The 24,742-nt window shown below is 62.6% G+C and carries 26 protein-coding genes; 12 read left to right on the top strand and 14 right to left on the bottom strand.

Annotation, left to right across the window (positions count from 1 at the left end):
* Positions 1-831 precede the first annotated feature (831 nt).
* The 7 genes from rpsT to CO731_RS26360 form a co-directional block, all read right to left on the bottom strand.
* On the bottom strand, positions 832-1,098 hold the full coding sequence (gene rpsT / locus CO731_RS26390; RefSeq protein WP_055980783.1) for a 30S ribosomal protein S20: 267 nt from the start codon (positions 1,096-1,098) through the stop codon (positions 832-834).
* Positions 1,099-1,231: 133 nt separating this feature from the next.
* Positions 1,232-2,005: an enoyl-CoA hydratase gene (locus CO731_RS26385; protein WP_108609537.1), complete on the bottom strand. Its 774-nt coding sequence runs from the start codon at positions 2,003-2,005 to the stop codon at positions 1,232-1,234.
* A 48-nt stretch (positions 2,006-2,053) separates the two neighbouring features.
* Positions 2,054-2,944: a bifunctional DNA-formamidopyrimidine glycosylase/DNA-(apurinic or apyrimidinic site) lyase gene (gene mutM / locus CO731_RS26380; RefSeq protein ID WP_108609536.1), complete on the bottom strand. Its 891-nt coding sequence runs from the start codon at positions 2,942-2,944 to the stop codon at positions 2,054-2,056.
* A complete protein-coding gene (locus CO731_RS26375) occupies positions 2,937-4,175 on the bottom strand; it encodes a phosphopentomutase (protein WP_108609535.1) in 1,239 nt (412 codons plus the stop codon). Before CO731_RS26375 ends, mutM begins: the two co-directional genes overlap by 8 nt.
* 108 nt (positions 4,176-4,283) lie before the next feature.
* Positions 4,284-4,886 (bottom strand): TadE/TadG family type IV pilus assembly protein, encoded by a 603-nt coding sequence (locus CO731_RS26370; protein ID WP_245439543.1) that lies wholly within the window; start codon positions 4,884-4,886, stop codon positions 4,284-4,286.
* A gap of 70 nt (positions 4,887-4,956) precedes the next feature.
* On the bottom strand, positions 4,957-5,529 hold the full coding sequence (locus CO731_RS26365; protein ID WP_108609533.1) for a TadE/TadG family type IV pilus assembly protein: 573 nt from the start codon (positions 5,527-5,529) through the stop codon (positions 4,957-4,959).
* A 134-nt stretch (positions 5,530-5,663) separates the two neighbouring features.
* Complete coding sequence (locus CO731_RS26360; RefSeq protein WP_245439541.1) at positions 5,664-6,041, bottom strand: pilus assembly protein N-terminal domain-containing protein; 378 nt, start codon at positions 6,039-6,041, stop codon at positions 5,664-5,666.
* 400 nt (positions 6,042-6,441) lie between these two features.
* On the opposite strand from CO731_RS26360, the gene CO731_RS26355 reads away from it, so the two are divergent.
* The 9 genes from CO731_RS26355 (at position 6,442) to CO731_RS26315 (ending at position 15,424) form a co-directional block, all read left to right on the top strand.
* A complete protein-coding gene (locus CO731_RS26355) occupies positions 6,442-6,624 on the top strand; it encodes a Flp family type IVb pilin (RefSeq protein ID WP_108609531.1) in 183 nt (60 codons plus the stop codon).
* Positions 6,625-6,775: 151 nt separating this feature from the next.
* On the top strand, positions 6,776-7,297 hold the full coding sequence (locus tag CO731_RS26350) for a prepilin peptidase (protein ID WP_108610078.1): 522 nt from the start codon (positions 6,776-6,778) through the stop codon (positions 7,295-7,297).
* A 125-nt stretch (positions 7,298-7,422) separates the two neighbouring features.
* On the top strand, positions 7,423-8,238 hold the full coding sequence (gene cpaB / locus CO731_RS26345; RefSeq protein ID WP_108609530.1) for a Flp pilus assembly protein CpaB: 816 nt from the start codon (positions 7,423-7,425) through the stop codon (positions 8,236-8,238).
* Positions 8,235-9,752 (top strand): type II and III secretion system protein family protein, encoded by a 1,518-nt coding sequence (locus CO731_RS26340; RefSeq protein WP_108609529.1) that lies wholly within the window; start codon positions 8,235-8,237, stop codon positions 9,750-9,752. The genes cpaB and CO731_RS26340 overlap by 4 nt, the downstream gene beginning before the upstream one ends.
* Before the next feature lie 14 nt (positions 9,753-9,766).
* Positions 9,767-10,498, top strand: coding sequence for a CpaD family pilus assembly lipoprotein (locus CO731_RS26335; RefSeq protein WP_199914525.1), 732 nt, complete (start codon positions 9,767-9,769; stop codon positions 10,496-10,498).
* A gap of 26 nt (positions 10,499-10,524) precedes the next feature.
* Positions 10,525-11,808, top strand: a complete 1,284-nt coding sequence (locus CO731_RS26330) for an AAA family ATPase (protein ID WP_108610077.1) — start codon at positions 10,525-10,527, stop codon at positions 11,806-11,808.
* Between the two features lie 29 nt (positions 11,809-11,837).
* Positions 11,838-13,343, top strand: coding sequence for a CpaF family protein (locus tag CO731_RS26325; protein WP_108609527.1), 1,506 nt, complete (start codon positions 11,838-11,840; stop codon positions 13,341-13,343).
* Positions 13,344-13,386: 43 nt separating this feature from the next.
* Positions 13,387-14,400 (top strand): type II secretion system F family protein, encoded by a 1,014-nt coding sequence (locus tag CO731_RS26320; RefSeq protein ID WP_108609526.1) that lies wholly within the window; start codon positions 13,387-13,389, stop codon positions 14,398-14,400.
* 7 nt (positions 14,401-14,407) lie between these two features.
* The gene (locus CO731_RS26315; RefSeq protein ID WP_108609525.1) at positions 14,408-15,424 is read left to right on the top strand and encodes a type II secretion system F family protein; all 1,017 of its coding nucleotides are present in this window, start codon (positions 14,408-14,410) and stop codon (positions 15,422-15,424) included.
* 75 nt (positions 15,425-15,499) lie between these two features.
* Here CO731_RS26315 and CO731_RS26310 read toward each other — a convergent pair whose 3' ends face one another.
* Positions 15,500-16,309: a tetratricopeptide repeat protein gene (locus CO731_RS26310; RefSeq protein ID WP_108609524.1), complete on the bottom strand. Its 810-nt coding sequence runs from the start codon at positions 16,307-16,309 to the stop codon at positions 15,500-15,502.
* Between the two features lie 135 nt (positions 16,310-16,444).
* On the opposite strand from CO731_RS26310, the gene CO731_RS26305 reads away from it, so the two are divergent.
* The 3 genes from CO731_RS26305 to CO731_RS26295 all read left to right on the top strand — a co-directional run bounded on the left by CO731_RS26305 (position 16,445) and on the right by CO731_RS26295 (position 19,171).
* Complete coding sequence (locus tag CO731_RS26305; protein ID WP_108609523.1) at positions 16,445-17,809, top strand: leucyl aminopeptidase family protein; 1,365 nt, start codon at positions 16,445-16,447, stop codon at positions 17,807-17,809.
* Between the two features lie 154 nt (positions 17,810-17,963).
* The gene (locus tag CO731_RS26300) at positions 17,964-18,314 is read left to right on the top strand and encodes a MarR family transcriptional regulator (RefSeq protein WP_108610076.1); all 351 of its coding nucleotides are present in this window, start codon (positions 17,964-17,966) and stop codon (positions 18,312-18,314) included.
* A complete protein-coding gene (locus CO731_RS26295) occupies positions 18,311-19,171 on the top strand; it encodes an NlpC/P60 family protein (RefSeq protein WP_108609522.1) in 861 nt (286 codons plus the stop codon). Before CO731_RS26300 ends, CO731_RS26295 begins: the two co-directional genes overlap by 4 nt.
* 12 nt (positions 19,172-19,183) lie before the next feature.
* On the opposite strand, the gene CO731_RS26290 is transcribed toward CO731_RS26295, so the two are convergent.
* The 6 genes from CO731_RS26290 to CO731_RS26265 are packed head-to-tail and all read right to left on the bottom strand — an operon-like array spanning position 19,184 to position 24,701.
* Positions 19,184-20,128, bottom strand: coding sequence for a glyoxylate/hydroxypyruvate reductase A (locus CO731_RS26290; RefSeq protein ID WP_108609521.1), 945 nt, complete (start codon positions 20,126-20,128; stop codon positions 19,184-19,186).
* Between the two features lie 15 nt (positions 20,129-20,143).
* Complete coding sequence (locus tag CO731_RS26285) at positions 20,144-21,772, bottom strand: ABC transporter ATP-binding protein (protein ID WP_108609520.1); 1,629 nt, start codon at positions 21,770-21,772, stop codon at positions 20,144-20,146.
* Complete coding sequence (locus CO731_RS26280; RefSeq protein ID WP_108609519.1) at positions 21,769-22,161, bottom strand: type II toxin-antitoxin system VapC family toxin; 393 nt, start codon at positions 22,159-22,161, stop codon at positions 21,769-21,771. Before CO731_RS26280 ends, CO731_RS26285 begins: the two co-directional genes overlap by 4 nt.
* Positions 22,158-22,406, bottom strand: a complete 249-nt coding sequence (locus tag CO731_RS26275; RefSeq protein WP_159091736.1) for a type II toxin-antitoxin system VapB family antitoxin — start codon at positions 22,404-22,406, stop codon at positions 22,158-22,160. The genes CO731_RS26280 and CO731_RS26275 overlap by 4 nt, the downstream gene beginning before the upstream one ends.
* Before the next feature lie 49 nt (positions 22,407-22,455).
* Complete coding sequence (locus CO731_RS26270) at positions 22,456-23,598, bottom strand: ABC transporter permease (protein WP_108609517.1); 1,143 nt, start codon at positions 23,596-23,598, stop codon at positions 22,456-22,458.
* Complete coding sequence (locus tag CO731_RS26265) at positions 23,598-24,701, bottom strand: microcin C ABC transporter permease YejB (RefSeq protein ID WP_108609516.1); 1,104 nt, start codon at positions 24,699-24,701, stop codon at positions 23,598-23,600. Before CO731_RS26265 ends, CO731_RS26270 begins: the two co-directional genes overlap by 1 nt.
* Between the last annotated feature and the right edge of the window lie 41 nt (positions 24,702-24,742).

Genomic DNA, 24,742 nt, shown 5'->3' with positions numbered 1-24,742 from the left:
GTCGCAATCCCTAACCTTCGGTCCTCGTTGCCGTATGGGGATGCGCCGCTCGCATCTCCACCGGTATGTTCATTCGGGATGCTGCCGTTTCCGGCGAGGCCCCGTATCGCCTTCCTCGGCGCCGTCAGGCGCTTTCGGAAGGCTGGTGCTGCGGGGGCAGCAGCACCAGGCAAATGCGTAGCCCTCCGGCGAAATCGCCGGTGCATTGCAAAGTCACCATGCCGTGTATCCCCACACGCCCCAAGTATAACTCGAAGTGAGCACGCCTCCCCCGATCGCGGATTCCATCCACGCCGAGAACGCCGCCGATTTTTAGGCTTGGCAGAGGGCTTGGTGCCCGTCCCTTCGATGAAAAGACCTTACAAAAATCGCTGTGGACAGGGCAAGGCCGAGTCTAACGCGTTTTTAATGAATCTGCTTAGCCCCCGCCCGGATTCAAAGCCCGTTTGTGTCCCTCGCGCGGCCAAAGCCTTTGTGATTCAAACCCTTTTCCGGGGATCGAAAAAAACCGGGCCCTGTTGGAAAAAATTATAAAAGAATCCGCTTGACACCAACTTGTCCCCCAAGCCCCGTGGGTGACGTGAACAAGCTGTGGATGACCGTTCACAACTCTATGAATTTACAGGAGAATTTCTGCCAGGGTGAGTCTGCGGGGGAGGCCGCTTGCTGCAGTTGTACTTATGAGAATAGCCGCATATGCCGGCAAAGAACTTGGTGCCCCAAGGGTATGCTCGCACGGCCATTGCGGACTGCTTTTCCGGCCGTTTTCGGACAAAAGAAAAACCCGGCTGGTGAGGCCGGGTTGATCAGAAATCCAATTGCTTGCAGGGCTTAGGCGGAAAGCGCCTTGAGCCGCTGAGCCAGACGCGAAACCTTGCGCGAGGCGGTGTTCTTGTGGACCACACCCTTGCTGGCGGCGCGCATCAATTCCGGCTGAGCGGCGTTGAAGGCGGCTTCTGCCTTTGCCTTGTCGCCCGAGGCCAGTGCCTCTTCGACCTGGCGGATATAGGTCCGGACGCGCGAACGGCGGTTCTTGTTGACCGCGGTGCGGGCGGCAATCTTGCGGGTAGCCTTCTTGGCCGAGGAGGTATTGGCCATGGTGCCTCTCTTTGATCTATGGTGGGCGCGAGCAGCTTCCCGCAAAGCGCAGAAATCATTCGGGCGTCCCTAGGGGCGCCTCGGTTGGTGCGGCTTATAGTTCAGCTTACTCCCAACGTCAACGCGATTCCGGTCAGCGGTTGCGGAAATTCGCAGTCCTCTTCTCCGCAAAAGCCGCCATGCCTTCCTTCTGATCTTCGAGTGCGAACATCGAATGGAACAGGCGGCGCTCGAAGCGCAGCCCTTCCGAAAGCGTCACTTCATAGGAGCGATTGACGGCCTCCTTGCACATCATGACCGCCGGCAACGAGAAATCGGCGATCTTGGCCGCCGCCTTCATTGCCTCTTCCATGAGGTCGGCCGCCGGTACGACGCGCGATACCAGCCCCGAGCGCTCGGCTTCGGCCGCATCCATCATCCGGCCGGTCAGGCACATGTCCATTGCCTTGGACTTGCCGACGAAGCGGGTGAGTCGCTGCGAGCCGCCCATGCCGGGCATGACGCCGAGGGTGATCTCGGGCTGGCCGAACTTGGCCGAGTCGGCGGCGATGATGAAGTCGCACATCATGGCGAGCTCGCAGCCGCCGCCCAGCGCATAGCCCGCGACAGCCGCGATCATCGGCTTGCGGTTGCGGGTGAAGGCTTCCCAGCCGGAGAAGAAATCCTCGAGATAGGCCTCGACATAGGTCTTGGCCTGCATCTCCTTGATGTCGGCACCGGCGGCGAATGCCTTTTCCGAGCCGGTGATGATTATGGCGCCGATGCCGTGGTCGGCCTCGAAGGCTGCGGTGGCGGCCAGCAGTTCGCCGAGCACCTGCGAATTCAGCGCATTGAGCGCCTTCGGTCGATTGAGCGTGATCAGCCCGACCTTGCCGCGTGTTTCCACGATGATCGTTTCATAGGCCATCTCAGGCTCTCCCTGTCTCGCAGCACCACCAATGAGACCTGATCTAGCTTAGCGCTGGCACTGGCGGCAATAGAAGGTTGACCGCCCACTCTGCACTATGCGCTCGACATGGCCGGCACAGCCGGTGTGCGGGCACGGTTCGCCCTCGCGGTCATAGACGGAGAACGAGTGCTGGAAGTATCCCAGCGAGCCGTCGGTGTGGACGTAGTCTCGCAGCGAGGAGCCGCCCGCCGCGATCGCATCGGCAATCACCTCGCGCACGGAGGTGGCGAGCAGCGCGGCACGTTCGCGTGCCACCTTGCCCGTGCCGGCGAGGGTGCCGGCAGCGCGCAGTGGCGACAGGCCGGCGCGCCAGAGGGCTTCGGAGACATAGATATTGCCGAGCCCGGCAATCAGGCGCTGATCTAGCAGTGCCGCCTTGAGCGGCGTCTTTTTGCCTTCGAACAAGCCGCCCAGCAATTCGCCGTCGAGCGTGTTGCCGGTCGGCTCGACCCCGAGGCCGGACAGCATCGGATGCTCGGTGCCGTTGCGCTCGGCAAACAGCATGAAGCCGAAACGCCGGGGATCGTTGAAGACGACGCGCGCCGGGGCGCCTCTTTGATCGGCGACGTGGAAGACGACGTGATCGTGTGCTTCCGACTTCGATCGTTCGTGGTGGAACTGGCCCGGCGTCGTTCCATCCTCGTCGGTTTCGACGCGGAACGAGCCGGACATGCCGAGATGGCAGATCAGCAGCGGGGCATCCTCGACATCGGCGAGCAGGTATTTGGCGCGGCGGCCGAGCGAGGTGATCTTCTTGCCCGCAAGGCGTTCGCCGAAATGTTCGGGGAAGGGGTAGCGCAGGTTCGGCCGGCGCGTTTCGACCCGTTCGATGCGCGCGCCTTCGAGCACCGGCTGCAGTCCGCGCCGGACGGTTTCGACTTCGGGCAATTCAGGCATGGGTGGCGATCGTTTCGAGGAAGGAGGTGCCGTGGCGCCCACGTGGCAGGCCGAGATGCTCGGCCACCGTCTCGCCGATGTCGGCGAATGTCGGCCTGAGGCCGATATCGCCGCCGCGAAGGCCCTGCACAACACCGATCACCGGGATGCGTTCGCGGGTGTGGTCGGTGCCGCGCCAGGTTGGGTCGTTGCCGTGGTCGGCGGTCAGGATCAGCAGGTCGCCCGGTTTCAGCCGTGCGAATGCTTCCGGCAGGCGCCTGTCGAAGGCTTCCAGCGCCGCGGCATAGCCTGGCACGTCGCGGCGGTGGCCGAATTCGGTGTCGAAGTCGACGAAGTTGGCGAAGACGAGATCGCCGTCGCCGGCATCGTCCATGGCGCCGAGTGCTGCGTTGAACATCGCCATGTTGCCGACGCCCTTGCGAATTTCGCTGATGCCGCGATGAGCGAAGATGTCGCCGATCTTGCCGACGGCGATGACCTTGCTGCCACGCCCGGTGAGCCTGTCGAGCAGTGTCGGTTCCGGCGGCGGTGTGGCGTAGTCCTTGCGGTTCGGCGTACGCTCGAACGTCTCCCTGCTTTCGCCGACGAAGGGGCGGGCGATGACGCGGCCGATGTTCAGCGGGTCGACGAGCCGGCGGACAGTCTTGCAAAGCGCATAGAGCCGCTCGAGGCCGAAGTGCTCTTCGTGCGCGGCGATCTGCAGCACGGAATCCACCGATGTGTAGCAGATAGGCTTGCCGGTGCGGATGTGTTCCTCGCCGAAGCGCTCGATGATCTCGATGCCCGAGGCGTGGCAATCGCCAAGGATGCCCGGCACGTTGCCTTTGCGGGTGATGGCTTCGGTCAGCGATACCGGGAAGGCCGGCACGGTCTGTGGAAAATAGCCCCAGGCGAAGGTGACCGGCACCGCGGCGATCTCCCAATGGCCCGACGGCGTGTCCTTGCCGCTCGAAATCTCTTGGGCGGCGCCATGGAAGGCGCCGGCGCGCAGCTTGGCGTTCGCTTCGAATTCAAAGCCGGTTGCCAGCCTTGCCGCGCGGCCGAGCCCGAGCGCCGTCATGTTGGGCAGATCGAGCGGGCCTGAGCGCAGGTCCTCGCGATTGCCGCGGCCCTCGGCGCAGGCGGCTGCTATGTGGCCGAAGGTATCGGACCCGACATCGCCGAAACGTTCGGCGTCGGCCGCGCCGCCAATGCCGAAGGAATCCAGGACGAACAGGAATGCACGCGCCATCTATAAAGGGCTCTCGGTTGCCAGCTTGCCGCACAGACATAGGATCAGTCGCGGTCGTTGGCAATTATCCCGCAAATGGCAACTGACGACAGCAGATGGACCGGCTACCTAGATTTCGCAACCGGTGCAGGGGATCGTCTGGCTCATGCGCGGCCGCAGATAATAGGTCTCGTCCATCGTGATCGGATCGATTGCGGCAGCGAGGCCAAGCACGGGCTTGCTTTCGGCGGCCCAGGTGATCATCGGCTTGTAGTCGAGTTCGCTGACGACCCGGATCAGGAAAGCGCCCTTGGTCTTGAGGGCGTCGGGCACGGTCGTCACCGTGTCCTTGACGACGTCGGGCTTGCCGACGCCGTCGACGTATTTGCGCGACCAGACCACCAGCACTTTGGGCGACGCCTCGTCGGTGACCTGGATTGCCGTGATGAAGATCTTTCCAGTGCTGCGGTTGTAGGGCTGCAGGATCGACTCTGCGATCTTCATCACTGCGTCCACTTCCGCGGCTTTGATCGTCTGCTGTTGGGTGATGAGGTCGGCGACCATCGAGCCGGCCCGGCTGACTTTCTTGTTCGTCTCGATCGCCTGGGAGACCTCCATGGTCACGAAATACAGCGACAGCAGGAGAGGGACGACGAAGGCGAATTCGACCGCGGCGATACCGCGCCGGTCGCAAATCAGGGCATATGCGTATGATCGCAATTGCTTCAGCATCGATTGTGCCCCCCGCCACGCCGACATCCCAAGACTTTCCGCTAGCTGCGGCCGTAACTGGCCGTTTCGATCAATCATTGAACGGTTCGTTCTGCCAGATGGCAGACGCAAACTGCAGCGTATAGCCACCGTTCAGGTTCGACATGGACGCCCGCATGAAGTCGGTGATGACTGGCCATTTGTAGAAAACGCGCAGCATGTTCTTGGTGCCGGCTGGTCCAGGCGTGACACTAATGCCGGTCGTGTCGATCTCCCGGCCAGTCAGCCTGAGCTTCACGTCGGCCGCAGCAGCAAAAGTTGGATAGCTGCGCAGGTCAACGATCAGATTGGGGCACCCGTCGGCGACGATGACCTCAAGACGCTCACAGATCTTGCCTTCCAGCCAATCTTTGGTGACGTCCTTGCTCTTGACCTGTCCAGTGCGCAACTGGCGGGCGACATCGTCGACTGCGTTAGAAAGTACCTGCTGGCCGGCGAATGAAATGCAACTCTCGAGTATCGCAAAGACCAGCAGCGAGAAAGGTATCACCAGCATGACGAACTCGATCGCCGTGCTGCCGCTGCGGTCGCGCGCGAAGCCGGCGAACAATCCTCGCCGGCGCGCCTTCGTCTTGTCATGCACTGCAGACGCTGTGTCGCTCATGTCCCGACCGCCTTCTCGTTCCGGGCGGACAATAGTGCAAAGCCGTTGAGGTCCCGTTTTGATGTTCGGGAAAATAGCAGGCAAAATCTTTACCCAAGGCTAACCTTGTCCGGTACGTCCTGCGGGTCCCACGCTTACTGGGAAGCGTTCATCTCGCTTTCGGACATCCGCTCGGCGTCGCTCTTGTAGGAGCTCTCGCAATAGGGCGTGCAAGAGAGCGTCTGTATCTCGGAGCGGCGGTAGATCCGTACGGAAGAGGCGTCGTGACGGATGACGGTCACCTGTTCGTCGACGATGGGCGTGCCGTCCGCATCGAGCACCACGAGGTTGGTGACGCCAAAACCCTTGCCGGTCAGCACTAGGGTCGAAGCGTCTTGGACCGAGGCGTCGGCGATGGACGAGTTGCCGACCACGATGGTGTCGGCAGGGCGGGCGAGTCGCACGATCTTGGCCTGGTTCATCGTCACTTCGATGCCGCCACCCGCATGGGCCGGCATAGCGGCGGCGGCCATCGCTATCGCAACTGCGCACGCTCCCGGAAAGAAAGCTTTCGGCCTTGTCATCGCTGCCCCTCGATCACTGTCAGTATCGACTGATCAACGGAAGATGAACGCTTTTGGTGAACCAACAGTTAAGCCGTCTGACCGGTGGCAACCGGTGCGCGAGCAGCGCCGCTCAGGAAGTGCCATGCAGCCCCCAAACGCCTTGCGGACAGCGGTTCCCAGCTGAAGACAAAAGGCCAGCCCAGCTTAGCCTGTAGTTAACCACACGGTGGCAATGGCCGGCTAAAGGTTTCGGTAAGGCTGTTTCTTAAGCCGTTTGAAAGAGCTCCCCGCTAGGTTGCAGTCATCCGATCGACGACAAAGAAATGTTGACGGAAGTGCTGTAACAAACGGAGTAAGGAGCTCTCCAATGTCCAATCTCATCGCACGCTTTGTGAAGGACGAATCCGGCGCGACCGCCATCGAATACGGTCTGATCGCCGCCCTTATCGCAGTTGCCATCATTGCCGGCGCCGGCTTGGTTGGCAGCGCGCTCGACACCAAGTTCAGGGGTGTCGCGACGGCAATCGAAAACGCCCCTGTGGCTCCGTGATAGGCGGCTCTACGCCAAAAATCACGTAGACAAAAAGCGAAAGGCTGCTCAATGGCGGCCTTTTTCTTTTTGAGAATAGGCCCAGCCTTCACCCAAGATTAATGTCAATTCTCTAAGTTAGATCTTGGTTCAACCTATCAGGTATGTGGCGATGCTTGAAGCACTGATCTTTGTCGTGTTCCCGTTCTGCATGGTCTATTCAGCCGTATCCGACACCATGTCGATGACCATCGCCAACCGTGTGCCGCTACTCCTACTTGGCGTCTTCCTTGTCGTCGCGCCGCTGACCGGCATGGCCTGGGCCGACATCGGCATGCATCTTGCTGCAGGCGCCTTGCTTCTTACCGTCACCTTCGCGCTGTTCGCACTCGGCGGCATGGGCGGCGGTGACGCCAAGCTCATCGCCGCGTCCGCCGTTTGGATGGGGTTCGGCATGCCGCTGATGCAGTACCTGCTTACCTCCGCTGTATTTGGCGGGATGCTGACGCTCGCGATCCTGACCTTCCGCAGTTCCGCTCTTTCCCACATCACCAGCCAGAACATGTTCCTCAGGAATTTCTCCAAAGATGCCGGCGGCGTGCCCTACGGCATTGCGCTCGGCATAGGTGGCCTAATCACCTATCCGAGTTCGCCCCTGATGGTCTGGGCGCTGGAGCGGCTGACTGCCCAATGATCTCCACGCCTGCGGGCGTAAGGTATCGTTAATCATATATATAAGCATCGCGTTAACCATAATTTGACGATTGGCTATGCAAAGTCCGACTTGGCTTGATGGGTTGCCGGGGCGAGGTTCGGACAATGGCTGCATCGCGACTAATGATACTTGGCGTAGCGGTCGCCGCCGCGGGTGGCGCTGGTTTCGTCGCTAAGAATATGTCTGCTCCACCTCCTCAGGAGGTCATCGTCGAATCCGGGCCGCAACAGCCGCAACTCGCGCTCACCGACGTGCTGGTGCTCACCGGCGACGTGCCGATGGGCGGTGTTGTGGAGGGCAACATCAGCTGGCAGCCTTGGCCGAGCGACGCGATAAATCCCAATTTCATCACGCGCAGTGCCGAGCCTGAAGCGCTGGAAAAATTCAAGAATTCGGTCGCGCGCCTTGCCATGTACGGCGGCGAGCCGCTGCGCAAGTCGAAGCTGATCGGCGAAGGCCAGAGCTTCATGTCGGCGGTTTTGCCGGCAGGCAGTCGCGCGGTCGCCACTGCGATTTCCGCCGACACCTCCGCCGGCGGCTTTATTCTCCCGAACGACTATGTCGACGTGATCATGACCCGCCGCAGCGATGCCGCGAAATCGGGAAGCGGCTTCACCACCGAGACCATCCTCAAGAACATCCGCGTGCTGGCCATCGACCAGACCATCCAGGAGGATGAGGAGGGCAAGAAGGTCAAGGTCGGCGAAACCGCGACGCTGGAACTCACCGCCCAGCAGGCCGAGATCATCACCGTGGCCCAGCAGATGGCGGACCGCCTCACCCTTGCCCTGCGCTCGGTTGCCGACGCCCAGGAAAAGAACCTCGCCGAGGCCGACTATCTGGTCTCAGGCAGTGGCAAGCGCGGCACGGTGCGGCTGATCAAATCAGGTGAGATTTCCGAATCGGGAGCAAGGAAATGAGGTCCACCGCCAGACTTCTTGTGACTGCTGCGACGTTGGCCATAGGCTCCGTTGGGGTCTGGCAGTCGCCGGTACTTGCTGCCAAGGCGAGGGTCGGCGCGGAAAATTCCAGCCAGCGCGTCAAGCTTGGGCTCAACAAGTCGGTGGTCATCGATCTGCCGTCCGACGCCTACGATATCCTTGTCGCCAATCCGGCTGTTGCCGATGCAGTGACGCGCACGGCGCGCCGCATCTACCTGTTCGGCAAGTCGGTCGGCCAGACCAACATCTTCGTCTTCGGCCCCAATGGCGAGCAGATCGCCAGCCTCGATCTCGCTATCGAACGCGACGTTGCCGGGCTTGAGGACTACATCAAGCGTTTCATCCCGAATTCGCAGATCAAGGTTGAATTGATCAACGACAACGTCGTGCTGACCGGCATGGTAGATACGCCGCTCGATGCCAAGCGCGCTGTCGATCTGGCGACCATCTTCGTCACCGGCGGTGAGGCGACGACCGGGCAATATTCGCAGACCGCCAGCGGCGGCTCCGAAAATGGCGGCGTCGACATCGACAATCCTGACTCGACGCGCCAGAAGAGCAAGATCGTCAACCTGCTCCAGATCGTCGGCGACGACCAGGTGATGCTCAAGGTCACCGTCGCCGAGGTCAGCCGCACGGTGATGAAGCAGCTCGGCGTCAACATGATCGGCTCGGGCGATGCCAACGGCATCAGCTGGGGCGCCATCAGCGACAGCATCCCGGGTCTCGGCAAGCCGCTTGGCGCCTCGCAGGTCTCGATCGGGACCTCGCTTCTCGACGCGTATGTCAATGCCATGGAACAGGCTGGCGTGATGAAGACGCTGGCCGAGCCGACACTCACCGCAGTTTCGGGCGAAAAGGCGACCTTCAAGGTCGGCGGCGAGTTCAACCTGGTGACGAACCAGGAAGGCGGCGGCTCAAGCGGCGGCCGGACCTACGAAATCGAGAAGATCGAATACGGCATCGGTCTCGAATTTCAGCCGGTGGTGCTGTCGCCAGGGCGTATTAGTCTCAAGATCAGGACCCAGGTCTCCGAGCCGACCACCGAAGCGTCGGTCTCGCTGTCGGGAGGCGGATCCCGCGGAGCGAGGTTCAATGCTCCTGGCATGACGGCCCTGTCGATCCGTAAGCGCCTGGCCGACACGACGGTGGAGCTGCCCTCCGGCGGGTCGATGATGATTGCCGGCCTCGTCCGCGACGACGTGCGTCAGGCGGTCAACGGATTGCCCGGGCTGTCCAAGATTCCCGTTCTTGGCACCCTGTTCCGCAGCCGCGATTTTGTCCGCAACGAGTCCGAACTCGTCATCATCGTCACGCCGTATCTGGCCCGTCCGGTGGCGCGCAACGAGCTCGCCAGGCCCGACGACAATTTCAACGCCGCCAGCGACGGCGCCGGCATGTTCCTCGGCCGCGTCAATCGCGTCTACGGCACCATGAAAACCGACAAGCCCATGGGCCGTTATCACGGCGTCGTCGGCTTCATCTACAAATGAGCGGGGATAGGGGCATGTCTCAGGCAATACACCACGCCACGCGCGCCACCGGCCGGACCCGGCAGGAAATGTCGCGCCTCTTCCGTCCGCTTCTGGCGGCGGCCGCAGTTGCCCTTGTCGCCGGATGCGCGACCAACCGCGACAGCGTCACTGTCGGCTCGATCCCGGATGACTACCGAACCAATCACCCAATCGTCATTGCCGAGAAGAACCAGACCCTCGACATCGCGGTCGGCACCGGCGATCGCGGCATCTCCAAGGGCCAGGAAGCGACATTCGCCGGCTTCCTCAGCGACTATGACCGCCGCTCGAAGCCGGCGCTGACGATCATGGTGCCCGCGGGGGCCTCGAATGATGTAGCGGCGAACGAGGCCGCGCGGGCGCTGGCGCGCGTCGCGACGAGGAATGGCGTGCCGTCGAACCGTATCGACATCGCCCGCTACCAGGCGGCCTATGCCGATGCCGCGTCGCCGGTACGTGTGACCTACACCGCCATGCGCGCGCAGACCGACCGGTGCGGCAGTTGGCCGGAGGACGTGCTCAACACGGCCGAGAACAAGCACTACGCAAATTTCGGCTGTTCCTATCAGAACAATCTCGCCGCACAGGTTGCCAATCCTGCCGACTTGCTTGGACCGCGCAAGCAGACGGAGATCGACGCTGAAAATCGCGGCGAAGTGATCGATCTCTACCGCAAACGCGGGATCACCACCGAGTTCAACAAGAACTCCGAAGTGAGCTTTTGATCGCGAGCTATGGGAAGAACGAGACAATGAGCAATCTCGCCTACGATTCCCAGCCTGAGAGCGCTGAACCTGCGCATCAGGATATGGCACTGATGCAGGCGCTGCGGCCCGTGCCGCGCATCTCCATCCAGGCCTTCTGCGAGACCGACAGCGTCGCGGGCCCGATCGAACGCGCCGGCGCCGACCGACGCATGGCCAAGGCCCACCTCCAGGTTCATATGGGCGGCGTCGAGACTGCGGTAGAAGTCTATCGCGGCTCGCCGACGCCCAACCTGATCATTCTCGAATCGCGCCGCGAGCCGAAGAACCTTCTCGAAGCCCTGCACGCGCTGTCGGAATATTGCGACCCGAGTTCCAAGGTCGTGGTCATCGGGCACTACAATGACATTGCGCTCTATCGCGAGTTGATCCGCTCGGGCATTTCCGAATATGTCGTGGCGCCGGTATCGACCGCCGACATCGTCAGCGTGATCTCCTCGATCTTTATCGATCCCGAAGCGGAGCCGATGGGCCGCTCGATCGCGTTCGTCGGCGCCAAGGGTGGTGTCGGCTCCTCGACTATCGCCCACAACGTCGCGTGGAGCATGTCGAACCTGTTCAAGTCGGAAGTGGTCGTTGCCGACCTCGACCTGGCTTTCGGTACCGCAAACATCAACTTCGATCAGGACCCCGCCCAAGGCATTGCCGAGGCGGTGTTTGCGCCCGAGCGCGTCGACGAGGTCTACCTGGACCGCCTTTTGGCCCAATGTGCCGAACACCTGTCCCTGCTTGCCGCGCCCTCGACGCTCGAGCGCGTCTACGATTTCGATCCAGAGGCGTTCGCCCAGATCATCGACACCGCTCAGCGCAGCACCCCGCTGCTGGTGCTCGATGTCCCCCACATCTGGAGTGGTTGGAGCAAGAACACCCTGGCCCGTGCCGACGAAGTGGTCATCACCGCCACGCCGGAACTCGCCAATCTGCGCAATACCAAGAACCTGGTCGATATGCTCAAGCGGCTGCGGCCCAACGATCCGCCGCCGAGGCTGATCCTCAATCAGGCAGGTCTGCCCAAGCGTCCGGAAATTGCGGCAAGCGATTTCGCCGAACCGCTGGGCATCACCCCGATGTCCGTCATCCCCTTCGACGCGCTGCTGTTTGGCAATGCCGCAAACAATGGCCGCATGCTGGGCGAGATGGATGCGAAGAACCCGACCGTCCATATGATCAACGAGATTGCGCATGTGCTGACCGGAAGATCGGAAGCCAAGGTCAAGAAGCAGTCAGGGCTTGGCGGAATTCTTGCCCGGCTCAGGGCTCGCAAGAAGTGATGCCGGCGCGGCGGAGGCGATAGTCGACCATGTTTGGCAGAAGAGGCAGCGACGACGGCAACCGCTCAACGCCGGGATTCCGCCCGAACGCACCCACCCCGGCGCCAGCCGCAAACACCGGCGACACGCTGGTCGCGCCGCGTCCCCCCGTCCCGGCGCCGCCCGTAGAGCCGGCCGCGGCGCAGCGGCGGACGGTCCAGCCGACGCCGCCATTCGCCGCCGCGGAACCGCGCAAGGCGCAGCGCGAACGCAGCGAAAGCTACTACGACACGAAAAGCCAGGTCTTTTCGGCGCTGATCGACACCATCGACCTGTCGCAATTGGCCAAGCTCGATCCTGACAGTGCGCGTGAGGAAATTCGCGATATCGTCAACGATATCATCGCGATCAAGAACTTCGCAATGTCGATCGCCGAGCAGGAAGAGCTGCTCGAGGATATCTGCAACGACGTTCTCGGCTATGGTCCGCTGGAGCCTTTGCTCGCCCGCGACGACATCGCCGACATCATGGTGAATGGCGCCAGGAACGTCTACATCGAAGTCAACGGCAAGGTCGAGCAGACGGGCATTCGCTTCCGCGACAACCAGCAACTGCTCAACATTTGCCAGCGCATCGTCAGCCAGGTCGGCCGCCGTGTCGATGAATCCTCGCCGATCTGCGATGCGCGCTTGCCCGACGGGTCCCGCGTCAACGTCATCGCGCCGCCGCTGTCGATCGACGGCACCGCGCTCACCATTCGAAAATTCAAGAAGGACAAGCTGACGCTCGACCAGCTCGTCAAGTTCGGCGCCATTTCCCAGCATGGCGCCGACGTGCTGAAGATCATCGGCCGCGTCCGTTGCAACATCGTCATTTCAGGCGGTACCGGTTCGGGCAAGACGACGCTGCTCAACTGCCTGACCAACTATATCGACCGCGACGAGCGCATCATCACCTGCGAGGACTCGGCAGAACTGCAGCTGCAGCAGCCGCATGTGGTCCGTCTCGAAACCCGTCCCGCCAACCTGGAAGGCGAGGGCGAGGTGACCATGCGCGACCTCGTCAAGAACTGCCTGCGCATGCGTCCGGAGCGGATCATCGTCGGCGAAGTGCGCGGACCGGAAGTGTTCGACCTGTTGCAGGCGATGAACACCGGCCACGACGGTTCGATGGGCACTATCCACTCCAACAGCCCGCGCGAGTGTCTCAACCGTATCGAGTCCATGATCGCCATGGGCGGCTATTCGCTGCCACAGAAGACGGTTCGCGAGATCATCGTCGGTTCCGTTGACGTCATCATCCAGGCCGCTCGCCTGCGCGATGGCTCGCGCCGCATCACCCACATCACCGAGGTGATCGGCATGGAAGGCGACGTCATCATCACCCAGGACCTGGTGCTCTACAACATCAAGGGCGAGGACCAGAACGGCAGGCTTCTTGGCCAGCACGTTTCCACGGGGATCGGCCGGCCGCATTTCTGGGACCGGGCACGTTACTTCGGCGAGGATTCCCGGTTGGCCAATGCTCTCGAGAGCATGGAAAAGAGCGCTGACTGAGATGGCACTAACAACGATGCGAGCAGGGAGGATTTAGCGCGCCATGTTCGGGCTTGATGCTTCAATGCTGGTATTTGTCGCCCTTGCCGGTCTCAGCGCCGGCCTGGTGGCTTACGCTTTCCTGTTCAAGCGCATGGAAACCGAGAGCAACACCGAGCGCCGCCTTTCGACTGTAAGGCAGACCGAAACGGATCGCTCGCTGGTCAAGGCTTCGCGCGATCGGACTGCTGAAGTCGCCAAGCGCAAGAAGTCGGTTCAGGACACGCTCAAGGAACTGGACGACAAGCAGAGGGCCAAGGACCGCAACATTAAGAAGCCGCCGCTGAAAGTCCAGATCCGGCAGGCCGGCATGCAGGTGACGATCGAGCGCTTCTACGTCTATTCGGTGGTTTGCGGCATCGTTGCGACCCTTCTCGTCTACATCGCCGGTGCCCCGCTGATCCTGCTGCCCGGTGCGCTGCTTGCAGCCACGATCGGCCTGCCACGCTGGTTTGTCGCCTTCCGGCGCAACCGTCGCGTCAAGCAATTCCTGGAAGAGTTTCCCAATGCGCTCGACATTATCGTGCGTGCGGTGAAGTCGGGTCTGCCGCTCAACGACGGCATTCGCCTCATCGCGTCGGAATCGCCGGAGCCGGTACGCGGCGAGTTCCGCCGCATAGTCGAGTCTCAGCAGGTCGGCATCGCCATCCCCGATGCGGCCTTGCGCATGACCGAGACCATGCCGTGCCCCGAGGCCGGTTTCTTCGGTATCGTCATCCAGATTCAGAGCCAAGCGGGCGGCAACCTCTCGGAAGCATTGGGCAACCTGTCGCGCGTGCTGCGTGACCGCAAGAAGATGAAAGCCAAGGTTCAGGCGCTGTCGATGGAAGCAAAGGCCTCGGCCGTAATCATCGGCGCCCTGCCGATCATCGTCGCCACCCTCGTCTACCTATCGAGCCCGAACTACATCATGCCGCTTTTCACCACGAATACCGGCAACCTGATCCTGGGCATCTCAGGCATCTGGATGTCGATCGGCATCTTCGTGATGCGCAAGATGATGAATTTCGAGGTCTAGTGCACAAATGACCGATCAAGTCGTCAAGTCGCTCACGGATCCGTCCTTCCTCATCGCACTGCTGGTCGGAATCGCTGTCTTTGCCACGGTCTTCACCGCGATGCCGTCGCTGATCGGCAATCCGCTCAAGGCGCGCATGAAAGCCGTTGCTCTGGAACGCGATGAGTTGCGCGCCAAGCAGCGCGTCCGCCTCGCCGCCGAAAGTGATCGCCGCCGTGGCGCGCTGCGCGAGCAGCAGCATGTCGGCATGCGCAACATCGTCGAGCGCCTCGACCTGCGCCGTGCGCTCGTTGACGAAGGGACGCTCAACAAGCTGAAGGTTGCCGGCTTCCGCGGCCAGAATCCTCTGACGCGCTTCCTGTTCTTTCGCCTGGTGTTGCCCTTCGTCGGCTTCGTGCTGGCGGCTGTCTACGTGTTCGCAATGGGCGGAGCCGCGGAAAAGCCGATCTTCGTCAAGATTTTCATCTGTATCGTGGCTGCCTATGCCGGTTTCTACCTGCCGGTGCTCTACGTCTCCAACCGCGCCACCAAGCGCAAGCAGTCGATCCAGCAGGCATGGCCGGATGCACTCGACCTGATGCTGATCTGCGTCGAATCGGGCATGTCGGTGGAAGCGGCGCTTCGCAAGGTCGCCGATGAGATCGGCTCGCAATCCGTCGACCTCGCCGAAGAGTTCGTGCTCACCAACGCCGAGCTTTCCTACCTGACTGAGCGCCGCCAGGCCTATGAGAACCTCGCCGCCCGCACTGGCCTCGACTCCGTCAAGTCGGTGACCCAGGCCCTGATCCAGGCAGAGCGCTACGGCACCCCGGTCGCGCATGCCCTGCGCGTGCTGGCAGCCGAAAGCCGTGACATGCGCATGAACGCTGCCGAGAAGAAGGCTGCCGCACTGCCGCCCAAGCTGACAGTGCCGATGATCCTGTTTTTCCTGCCGGTGCTGTTTGCCATCATCCTCGGCCCTGCCGGCATCCAGATCAGCGAACGCGGCCTGTTTGGCGACAAGCCGCAGTCGAGCAGCGAATAGGTTCCGCATCGCCAGTCATGAACGAAAAAGGCCGCGTCAGACGACGCGGCCTTTTTCATGTCCGGCGCTATACGGTCAGTTGGTGGTGGGCTTGTCCTCGGCCTTGATCTGGTTCCAGGCGTTTTGCTGGGCAAGCATGCTGCGGAGGTAGGCGACGTTGGCCTGTGCCTGCTCGGGGGAAAGCTCCTGGCTGGCAATCTTCTCGGCTTCGTCGAACCGTCCCTGGAGGCCGACGGCGAGCGCCAGGTTCTGGCGCACGCGGCTGTCGGCGCCCTGCTGCGAGGCGGCCGAACGCAGATAGGTCTCGGCTGACTTCAGGTCGCCCTCGAGCACATAGGACATGCCGAGATTGGAGAGCACGGTGGGATCGTTCGGCTTGAGGTCGAGCGCCTTGCGGTAGAGGCTGCGCGCGTCCTGGGTTTGGCCAAGCTGGTCGAGGATCGCGGCCTCGGCCGAGACCAGCTTCCAGTCGGGATATTCCGGGGTCTGGGCGCGGCGCACGGCGTCGAGCGCCGGCTGCAACTCGCCGGAAGCGGCCAGGGCCTTGCCGTATGCGGCGAGCACGTCGCGGTCTTTGGGGTAGCCGATCGCGAGTTTGCGCATCACCGCCAGGGATTGATCGGTCTGGCCCTTCATCTGCAGCGCAGAGGCGTACTGCATCGCCACCGGCTTGTTGTTCGGGTTGCTGGCATAGGCGCGGCCGATCTGGTCGGTGGACCCCGCGACTGCGCCGGTCGACATGGTGTCGACCGATTTGCCGCGGCCGATCGAACTGGTGGTCATCTTGCTGGTGCCGCAACCGGCGACGCCTGCCATCAGCAGTGCTACGAAAGCCGCTCTTGCAAGGCGTTTTCCCGTTGCGTTCATCGAGCGATTGGTCAACATCGGAGGCAGGTCTCCATTCGTCCGCGTGGCCGTTCGCCGGCCATTTCCCCGCTTTGGAGAAATAATCTGTTAACCCTAACGGATGGTTAAGAGTGCCCTGATGTACCGAGCCGTCCGACACTGAAGGAAGCCGAAATGCCGGTCGAACTGCTCGACGCCATGCCCAGCGATGCGCTGCCGATCCATCTTGTAGCCAAGGATGGCCTGGGCAATGCCGGTCTTGCACCCGAAATTGCCGCCTGGGCCAATGCCAACGGCTTTGCCGGCGAGGCGGGCAGGGTGCTTGCCGTGCCCGGCGTGGACGGTAGGCTGGCCGGGGCGCTGTTCGGCACGGGTCAACAGGAAAACGGGCTTGGCTTCGGCGTTCTTGCCCGCAACCTGCCGGAAGGCGACTGGCATTTCGCCACCGCGCCGGCGCATCCCGAACTGGCCGCGCTTGCAGTCGCGCTCGGCGGCTACAGCTTCACCCGATATGGCAAGAAGCCGGGCAGGGAACTTGGGCTGGCGGTCCCAGCGGGGGTCGATGCCGATCGCCTCAAGCGCCTGGTCGAAGCGGTTTTCCTCGTCCGCGACCTCGTCAATACGCCGACCAATGACATGGGCCCCTCGGCGCTCGAAGCCGCGGCACGGACTCTTGCCGGCGCACATGGCGCCGAGGTCCGCGTGACGATCGGCGACGGCCTGCTTGAACACAATTTCCCGATGATCCACGCCGTCGGCCGCGCCTCGCATGATGCGCCGCGACTGATCGACCTGACCTGGGGCGCAAGCGACGCCCCGAAGGTCACGCTGGTCGGCAAGGGCGTCTGCTTCGACACCGGTGGCCTCGACATCAAGCCTGCCTCGAGCATGCTCTTGATGAAGAAGGACATGGGCGGTGCCGCCAACGTGCTTGGCCTTGCCTCGATGATCATGGCGGCAAGACTGAACGTCAGGTTGCGCGTGCTCATCCCCGCGGTGGAGAATTCGATCTCGGCCAACGCCTTTCGCCCGGGCGACGTGCTGCAGAGCCGCAAGGGCATCACGGTCGAGATCGGCAACACCGATGCCGAGGGCCGGCTGGTGCTCGCCGACGCGCTGGCCCTTGCCGATGAGGAGCAACCGCAAATGCTGATCGACATGGCGACGCTGACGGGGGCCGCGCGCGTGGCGCTCGGGCCGGACCTGCCACCCTTCTACACCGACGACGATGCCCTCGCTGCCGAACTCGCCGTGGCATCTGGCGCGGTCGAGGACCCGATCTGGCGCATGCCGCTTTGGAAGCCCTACGACGCAAAACTGTCTTCGAAGATCGCCGACATGAACAACGTCACCTCGGACGGTTTCGCCGGCTCGATCACCGCTGCCCTGTTCCTCAAGCGCTTTGTCGAAAAGACGCCCGGCTGGGCGCATTTCGACATCTTTGCCTGGAACCCGACGGACCGCCCGTACGGCCCGACCGGCGGCGAAGCGCAGGCGATCCGGGCACTAGAAAAGGTGATTTCGGCACGATTTGGCTGAGGCTGACGTGGTTTCTCGACCCCGCTTTGCGGGTGCCGAGCGCAGCGAGGCGGAGAGGTGTTTACTCCGCATCTGTCCGACTGCGCCTTGCCATCGCCGCAATATCCCATTTGAATGAAACGGAACCGAAACAAATACAGTGGATGCTGGCGGCATGCCGATCGCATTGCGTCCGAGCCAGTCGTTGAAACTGTTGCAGCAGTTTGCCCTGTCCGAGGTGCGTGACGACGCACCCGACCTGACGTTGCGCCAGATGGCGATCCTGCTCACCATCTATCTCGACCCGCCGCCGCACACGGTGCGGGGACTGGCAGCGCGCCTCGGCGTCAGCAAGCCGGTCATTACCCGCGCGCTCGACACCATGGGTGCGCTCAAGCTGGTATCGCGGCACCGCGACCCGAGCGACAAGCGCAACGTGTTGATCAGGCGCAGCGTCGAAGGCGCGCTCTATGTCGAGAGATTGGGCGATGCTATCATCGCCAAAGCCATGGAGCTTCCGATTTGACCGCCCGCGACAGCCGCCTTCACGCTTTCCGTCCCGACCTTGCCGACGCCCGCCTCAAGGGCGAAGTGGCGGCCGAGCGATTTGTCGCCGGCCGCCCGGCGCGCATTTCCGCCCCCGTTGCGGACGTTCGCAAGGCGCCAAGGCCGGATGCCGGCCTCAACACGCAGCTGCTTTATGGCGACGACGTCACGATCTTCGAGGAGGCCGAGGAGTTCGCCTGGATTCAGGCCGAGCGCGACGGCTATGTCGGCTATGTCTCGTCTGGCGACCTTGCGCCGCGCGGCCCGGCGCCGACCCACGTCGTCATGGCGACACGCACCTTCGTCTATCCCGGTCCTGACATGAAGTTTCCGCGCGGCCCGGCATTGTCTCTGGGATCGCAGGTTACGATTTCCGGCCATGCCGAAACGCGCGGCACCCAATATGCCCTGCTTGCCTCGGGCGAGGCGATCGTCAGCCAGCACTTGGCGCCCGTGGGCACAAAGGCCGACGACTTCGTTTCGGTTGCGGAACGGCTGATCGACACGCCCTATCTCTGGGGTGGTTTCAGCTCCTTCGGCATCGACTGCTCGGGGCTGGTTCAGCTTTCGATGCGCATGACAGGGCGTGACGTCCTGCGCGACTCGGACATGCAGGAAGCCTCGCTCGGCAACCCGGTCGATGCGGGCACGGATTTCTCCAAGCTCCAGCGCGGCGACCTCGTCTTCTGGAAAGGCCACGTCGCGATTATGACCGATGCGGTGAACATGATCCACGCCAATGGTCACACCATGACGGTCGCGCGCGAAGGTCTGCGCGACGCCATCGACCGTATAGGCTACCTCTATGGCGGGCCTACGAGCTTCCGCCGGCCGTAAGGGCTTCCGGCTCTAATACCCTGCCGCGCGGTCGACGACATTCTCAAGCGGCCCGCCACGCTCGAAAGCGTCCATCTGCTCGAGCATCGGCGGCACCAAATGCGTCGGGTCGGACGTCGCGGCCGCATGTGGCGTCACGAACACCTTCGGGTGGTTCCACATCGGGCTGGTCTTGGGCAGCGGTTCGACCTCGAAGACGTCGAGGCTGGCTTCCTTCAGCGTGCCGTCGTCGAGCGCGCGCAGGATGTCGGCATCGCGCTGCAGCTTGCCGCGCCCGGCATTGATCAGCACCGCCCCGCCGAGGCCGTTGCGCCGGCGCAGTTCCTTGAGCAGGCCGTAGCTGATGATGCCCTTGGTCGCCTCCGTCAGTGGCAGCAGCACCACAAGGATGTCGGTCGCGTTGAGGAACGGCACGAGGCCGGCATCGCCGCAATAGGTGGTCACGCCTGCTGCTTCCTGTGGGCGGCGGCTCCAGCCATTGACGTGGAAGTCGACGCCCTTGAGCGCTTCGGCCGCCGCACGGCCGAGATTGCCCAGGCCCATGATGCCGACCGAGATGTCGGAGGCAGGCCGCTGCTGCGGCTCGTGCCAGGCCTTCTTCGTCTGCTGTATCCGGTAGAGCTGGCCCTGGCGATGATGGTCGAACACCCGCCACAACACGTATTCGACCATGTGCTGGGTCAGGTTTTCATCCACGACGCGGATGATCGGGGCTTCAGGCAGGTTGGGATCGGCAAACAGATGATCGACGCCGGCGCCGATGGAGAAGATGACCTTCAGGTTCGGCAACTTGGCGAGCAGGCCGGGCTTCTGCTTCCAAACCACGGCGTATTCGATCGAGGGATCGGCGGGGCCATCCGGTTCGAGCACCACCTCGCGCTCCGCCGACAGCAATTCATACCAGCGCTGCGGGCTGAATCCGGTGATCGAAAGAAGAACCTTGCCCTTGCCTGCCATGCTATGCCCTTGATGCTATTCGCTGACGACGCCAGTAGGCGCGGTCTCGATCTTGAACGCCGCCGATATCAGCGCTCGAGTGTAATCCGTTTGCGGACGCTCGAAAATCTGCTCGGACGGCCCCGCCTCGACCACCTTGCCGTTGCGCATCACGATGACGTCATTGGCAAGCGCGCGCACGACCTTGAGGTCGTGGCTGATGAAAAGGTAGGCGAGGTCGTGCTTGGCCTGCAGGCTGCGCAAGAGATCGACCACCTGGGCCTGCACGCTCATGTCGAGCGCCGAAGTCGGCTCGTCGAGCATGACGAAGCGTGGCTTGAGCACCATGGCGCGGGCAATGGCGATGCGCTGGCGCTGGCCGCCCGAGAATTCGTGCGGATAGCGGAAGCGGGTCTCGGGGTCGAGGCCGACCTCGCGCAGCACGTCGACGACCTTGTGGTCACGTTCGGCCACCTTGAGACCGGGCTCGTGGATCTTCAGTCCCTCCTCGATGATGTCGGCCACCGACATGCGCGGGCTGAGCGAGCCGAACGGGTCCTGGAACACGATCTGCATCTCGCGTCTTAGTGGCCGCATCGCGTTGAAGCTGAATTTGTCGATCTCGCGGCCGTCGAAGTCGATCCTGCCTTGCGACGAGATCATGCGGGTCAGCGCCAGTCCCAGCGTCGTCTTGCCGGAGCCCGATTCGCCGACCACGCCGACGGTTTGGCCGGCGCGGACGGCAACATCGATGCCGTCGACCGCCTTCACATGGTCGACCGTCTTGCGGAAGAAGCCCTGCTTGATAGGAAACCAGACCTTCACGTCGGAGCCCGACATCACCGTCTTGGCTGACGCGTCGGCCGCCGGCGGCTTGCCCTTTGGCTCGGCGGCCAGCAGGTGGCGGGTGTAGCTGTGCTGCGGGTTGGCGAAGATTTCCTTGGTCGGCCCGGTCTCGACGATCTGGCCCTTGGTCATGACGCAGACCCGGTCGGCGATGCGCCGGACGATGCCGAGGTCGTGGGTGATGAACAGCATCGACATGCCCTTGCGGGCCTTGAGCTTGGCGAGCAGCTCCAGGATCTGCGCCTGGACCGTCACGTCCAGCGCGGTCGTCGGCTCGTCGGCGATCAGGAGCTCGGGCTCGTTGGCGAGCGCCATGGCGATCATCACGCGCTGGCGCTGGCCGCCCGAGAGCTGGTGCGGATAGGCGTCGAGCCGCTTGCTGGGTTCGCGGATGCCGACCTCTTCGAGCAACTCGAGCGTGCGGGCCCGCGCCTGCTTGTCGCCCATGCCCTGATGTAGCGACAGCACCTCGACGATCTGCCGCTCGATCGTATGCAGCGGGTTGAGCGAGGTCATGGGCTCCTGGAAGATCATGGTGATCTTGTTGCCGCGGACCTTGCGCAAGGCGTTTTCGTCGAGCGCAAGCAGGTCCTGGCCGCCGAACATCATGCGTCCCGAGGGGTGGCTTGCCGGCGGGTAGGGCAGGAGCTTCAGCACCGAAAGTGCCGACACCGACTTGCCCGAGCCGGATTCGCCGACTAGCGCCACCGTCTCGCCCTTGGCGATGTCGAAGGAGATGTGGTCCACGGCGGTCGTCGTCATGCCGCCCTGGCTGAAGGCGACGGACAGGTCCTGGACGGAAAGGAGAGGAGAGGTCAAATGGCGGCCTCGATGTCGGTCATGCGGAAATCGTCGCCTTTGAAAAGAAGCGGCTCGCGGCGCGCCTTGGCAAGCGCATAGGCAAAGCAGTCGCCGAGGTTGAGCTTGGCCGGGTGATTGCCCTTGCCGAATTGTTTATAGGCTTCGCGGGCGAGCAATGCCTGTTCCGGTGTCACCACGACGATCTCGATGCCGAAGTCTGCCAACAAATTGTTGAGTTCAGCACCTTTCCTGGTGTCCTTTAGGCCGTCTGCTTTGACAGCGGCTTCAAGGTAGTTGACTGGGGACATCGCGTGGCGCTGACGAGGCGAAAGGAGCTTGTCTTCCATCGCGTCGCCATCGGACTCTTCCAGTAGGATTGCGAGAATTGCCGACGCATCAACGATCATGCCGGCAAACCGTCATCGTCATAAAGGTCGGAATGATCGCTTGTGGCGCCTGGGGGTGTTGGCCCCGAGCGCCTCAAGATTTCCTTGATCCGCGCTTTGCGAATTGCAAGGTCGTCATTGGTTTCGAGCCTTTTGATTTCGGCTTCCAACGCCTGTTCGATGGCTGCCGTCATGCTTTGCCCTGTCGCATCGGCCAACCGTCTCGCGAGCTTTTGCGCCTTCTCACTCTTGATGTTCATGCCCATGTTGATCTCCATGGTAGAAAACACAAGAAATTATACCATAGGTCCCAGCTCACTTGAACGTCTTCCTTGGGTCGAAGGCGTCGCGGGTTGCCTCGCCGATGAAGATCAGTAGCGACAGCATCAGCGAGATCACGACGAATCCGGAGAGGCCGAGCCATGGCGCGTTGAGGTTGCGCTGGCCCTGCTTGAGCAATTCGCCGAGCGACGCCGAGCCCGGCGGCAGGCCGAAGCCGAGGAAGTCGAGCGAGGTCAGCGTCGAGATCGAGCCGTTGAGGATGAAGGGCAGGAAGGTCAGCGTCGCCACCATGGCGTTGGGCAAAAGGTGGCGGAAGATGATCGTCCGGTTGGGTACGCCGAGTGCGCGTGCTGCATTGACGTATTCGAAGTTGCGGGCGCGCAGGAACTCGGCCCGTACCACGCCGACCAGCGCCACCCATGAGAACACCAGCATCAGCCCGAGCAGGATGAAGAAGCCGGGCGGCAGGATGGCGGCGACGATCAGCAGCAAATAGAGCACCGGGATCGCCGACCAGATTTCGATGAAGCGTTGGAACAGCAAGTCGGTCCAGCCGCCGAAATAGCCCTGCATGGCGCCCGCCGAGACGCCGATCAGCGCCGAGCCGGCGGTCAGGATCAGGCCGAACAGCACCGAGATGCGGAAGCCGTAGATGACGCGGGCGAGCACGTCGCGCGCCTGGTCGTCGGTGCCGAGCCAGTTCCAGTTGCCGATGGTGCAGTTGGGGTCGTCCACCCCCAGCGGATAGCGCTGGCAGCGAACGTCCTTGGGGTACATCCAGGACGGCTTGGCGGGAGCTGCCTCGGGAATTTCGTTGTTGGTCGTGCGGTAGGAATAGCGGACCGGCGGCCAGATCATCCAGCCATTGGCTGATATCGCCTCCTGCACCACCGACATGCGGTAGTCGGTGACAGGCAGGAATCCCTCGTCGCCAAGGAACGTCTCTTCGCCATAATCGCTGACGATCGGCGAGAAGAACTCGCCCTTGAAGCGAATCAGGAGCGGCCTGTCGTTGGCGATCAACTCGGAGAACAGCGTGAGCACGAACAGGATGAGGAACAGCCACAGAGACCAGTAGCCACGGCGGTTGGCCTTGAAGCTCTGCCAGCGTCGCTTGTTGATCGGCGAGAGCCAGGGCCGCTTGACCGGTGCGGCAACCGTATCCACCGCCGACATCAGACGTCCCTCCGCTCGAAGTCGATGCGCGGATCGATCCATGTGTAGGTCAGGTCGGAGATCAGGCTGACGAACAGCCCCATCAGCGAGAAGATGTAGAGGTTGGCGAAGACCACGGGATAGTCGCGGTCGAGCACCGAGCGGAAGCCGAGCAGGCCGAGCCCGTCGAGCGAGAAGATATTCTCGATCAAGAGCGAGCCGGTGAAGAAGGCCGAGATGAAGGCGCCGGGGAAGCCGGCGATGACGATCAGCATGGCGTTGCGGAAGACGTGGCCGTAAAGCACCTGGCGCTGCGACAGCCCCTTGGCGCGGGCGGTGACGACATACTGCTTGCGGATTTCGTCGAGGAACGAGTTCTTGGTCAAAAGCGTCGTGGTGGCGAAGGCCGACAGCACCAGTGCGGTCAGCGGCAATGCGAGGTGCCAGAGGTAGTCGAGCACCTTGCCGCCGAGCGACAGCTGGTCGAAATTCTCCGAGGTCAGGCCGCGCAGCGGGAACCAGTCGAAGAACGAGCCGCCGGCGAACAGCACCATCAGAAGGATGGCGAACAGAAAGGCCGGGATGGCATAGCCGACGATAATGACGCCGCTGGTCCAGATGTCGAAGGACGAGCCGTCCTTGACCGCCTTGCGTATGCCGAGCGGAATCGAGATCAGGTAGGAGAGCAGCGTGATCCAGATGCCGAGCGAGATCGACACCGGCATCTTCTCGAGGATAAGATCGAGCACCGAGACGTCGCGGAAATAGCTGTCGCCGAAGTCGAAGCGGGCATAATTCCACAGCATCATGCCGAAGCGTTCGAGCGGCGGTTTGTCGAAGCCGAACTGCTTCTCCAGCTTGGCGATAAACTCGGGGTCCAGACCTTGCGCGCCGCGGTATTTGGACGAGCCTTCGCCGCCGGCCGGGTCGAAGTTGTTGCCGCCGACATCGCCTCCGCCGCCCGAAAGCCGGTCACTGGCGTCGCCGCCTTGGCCGGTCAGCTTGGCGATGACCTGCTCGACCGGGCCGCCCGGCGCGAACTGGATGACGGCGAACGAGATCGCCATGATGCCGAACAGGGTCGGAATCATCAAAAGGATACGGCGTAAGACGTAGGCGCCCATCAGGCGAGGCTCCTCAGGCGGAACGGAGCTTCAAGCGAAAA

The organism is Aminobacter sp. MSH1 (assembly GCF_003071665.1).
Taxonomy (GTDB): domain Bacteria; phylum Pseudomonadota; class Alphaproteobacteria; order Rhizobiales; family Rhizobiaceae; genus Aminobacter; species Aminobacter niigataensis.
Note: the sequence above shows the minus strand (reverse complement) of the source record. Positions and strands in the feature narration are given on the sequence as shown.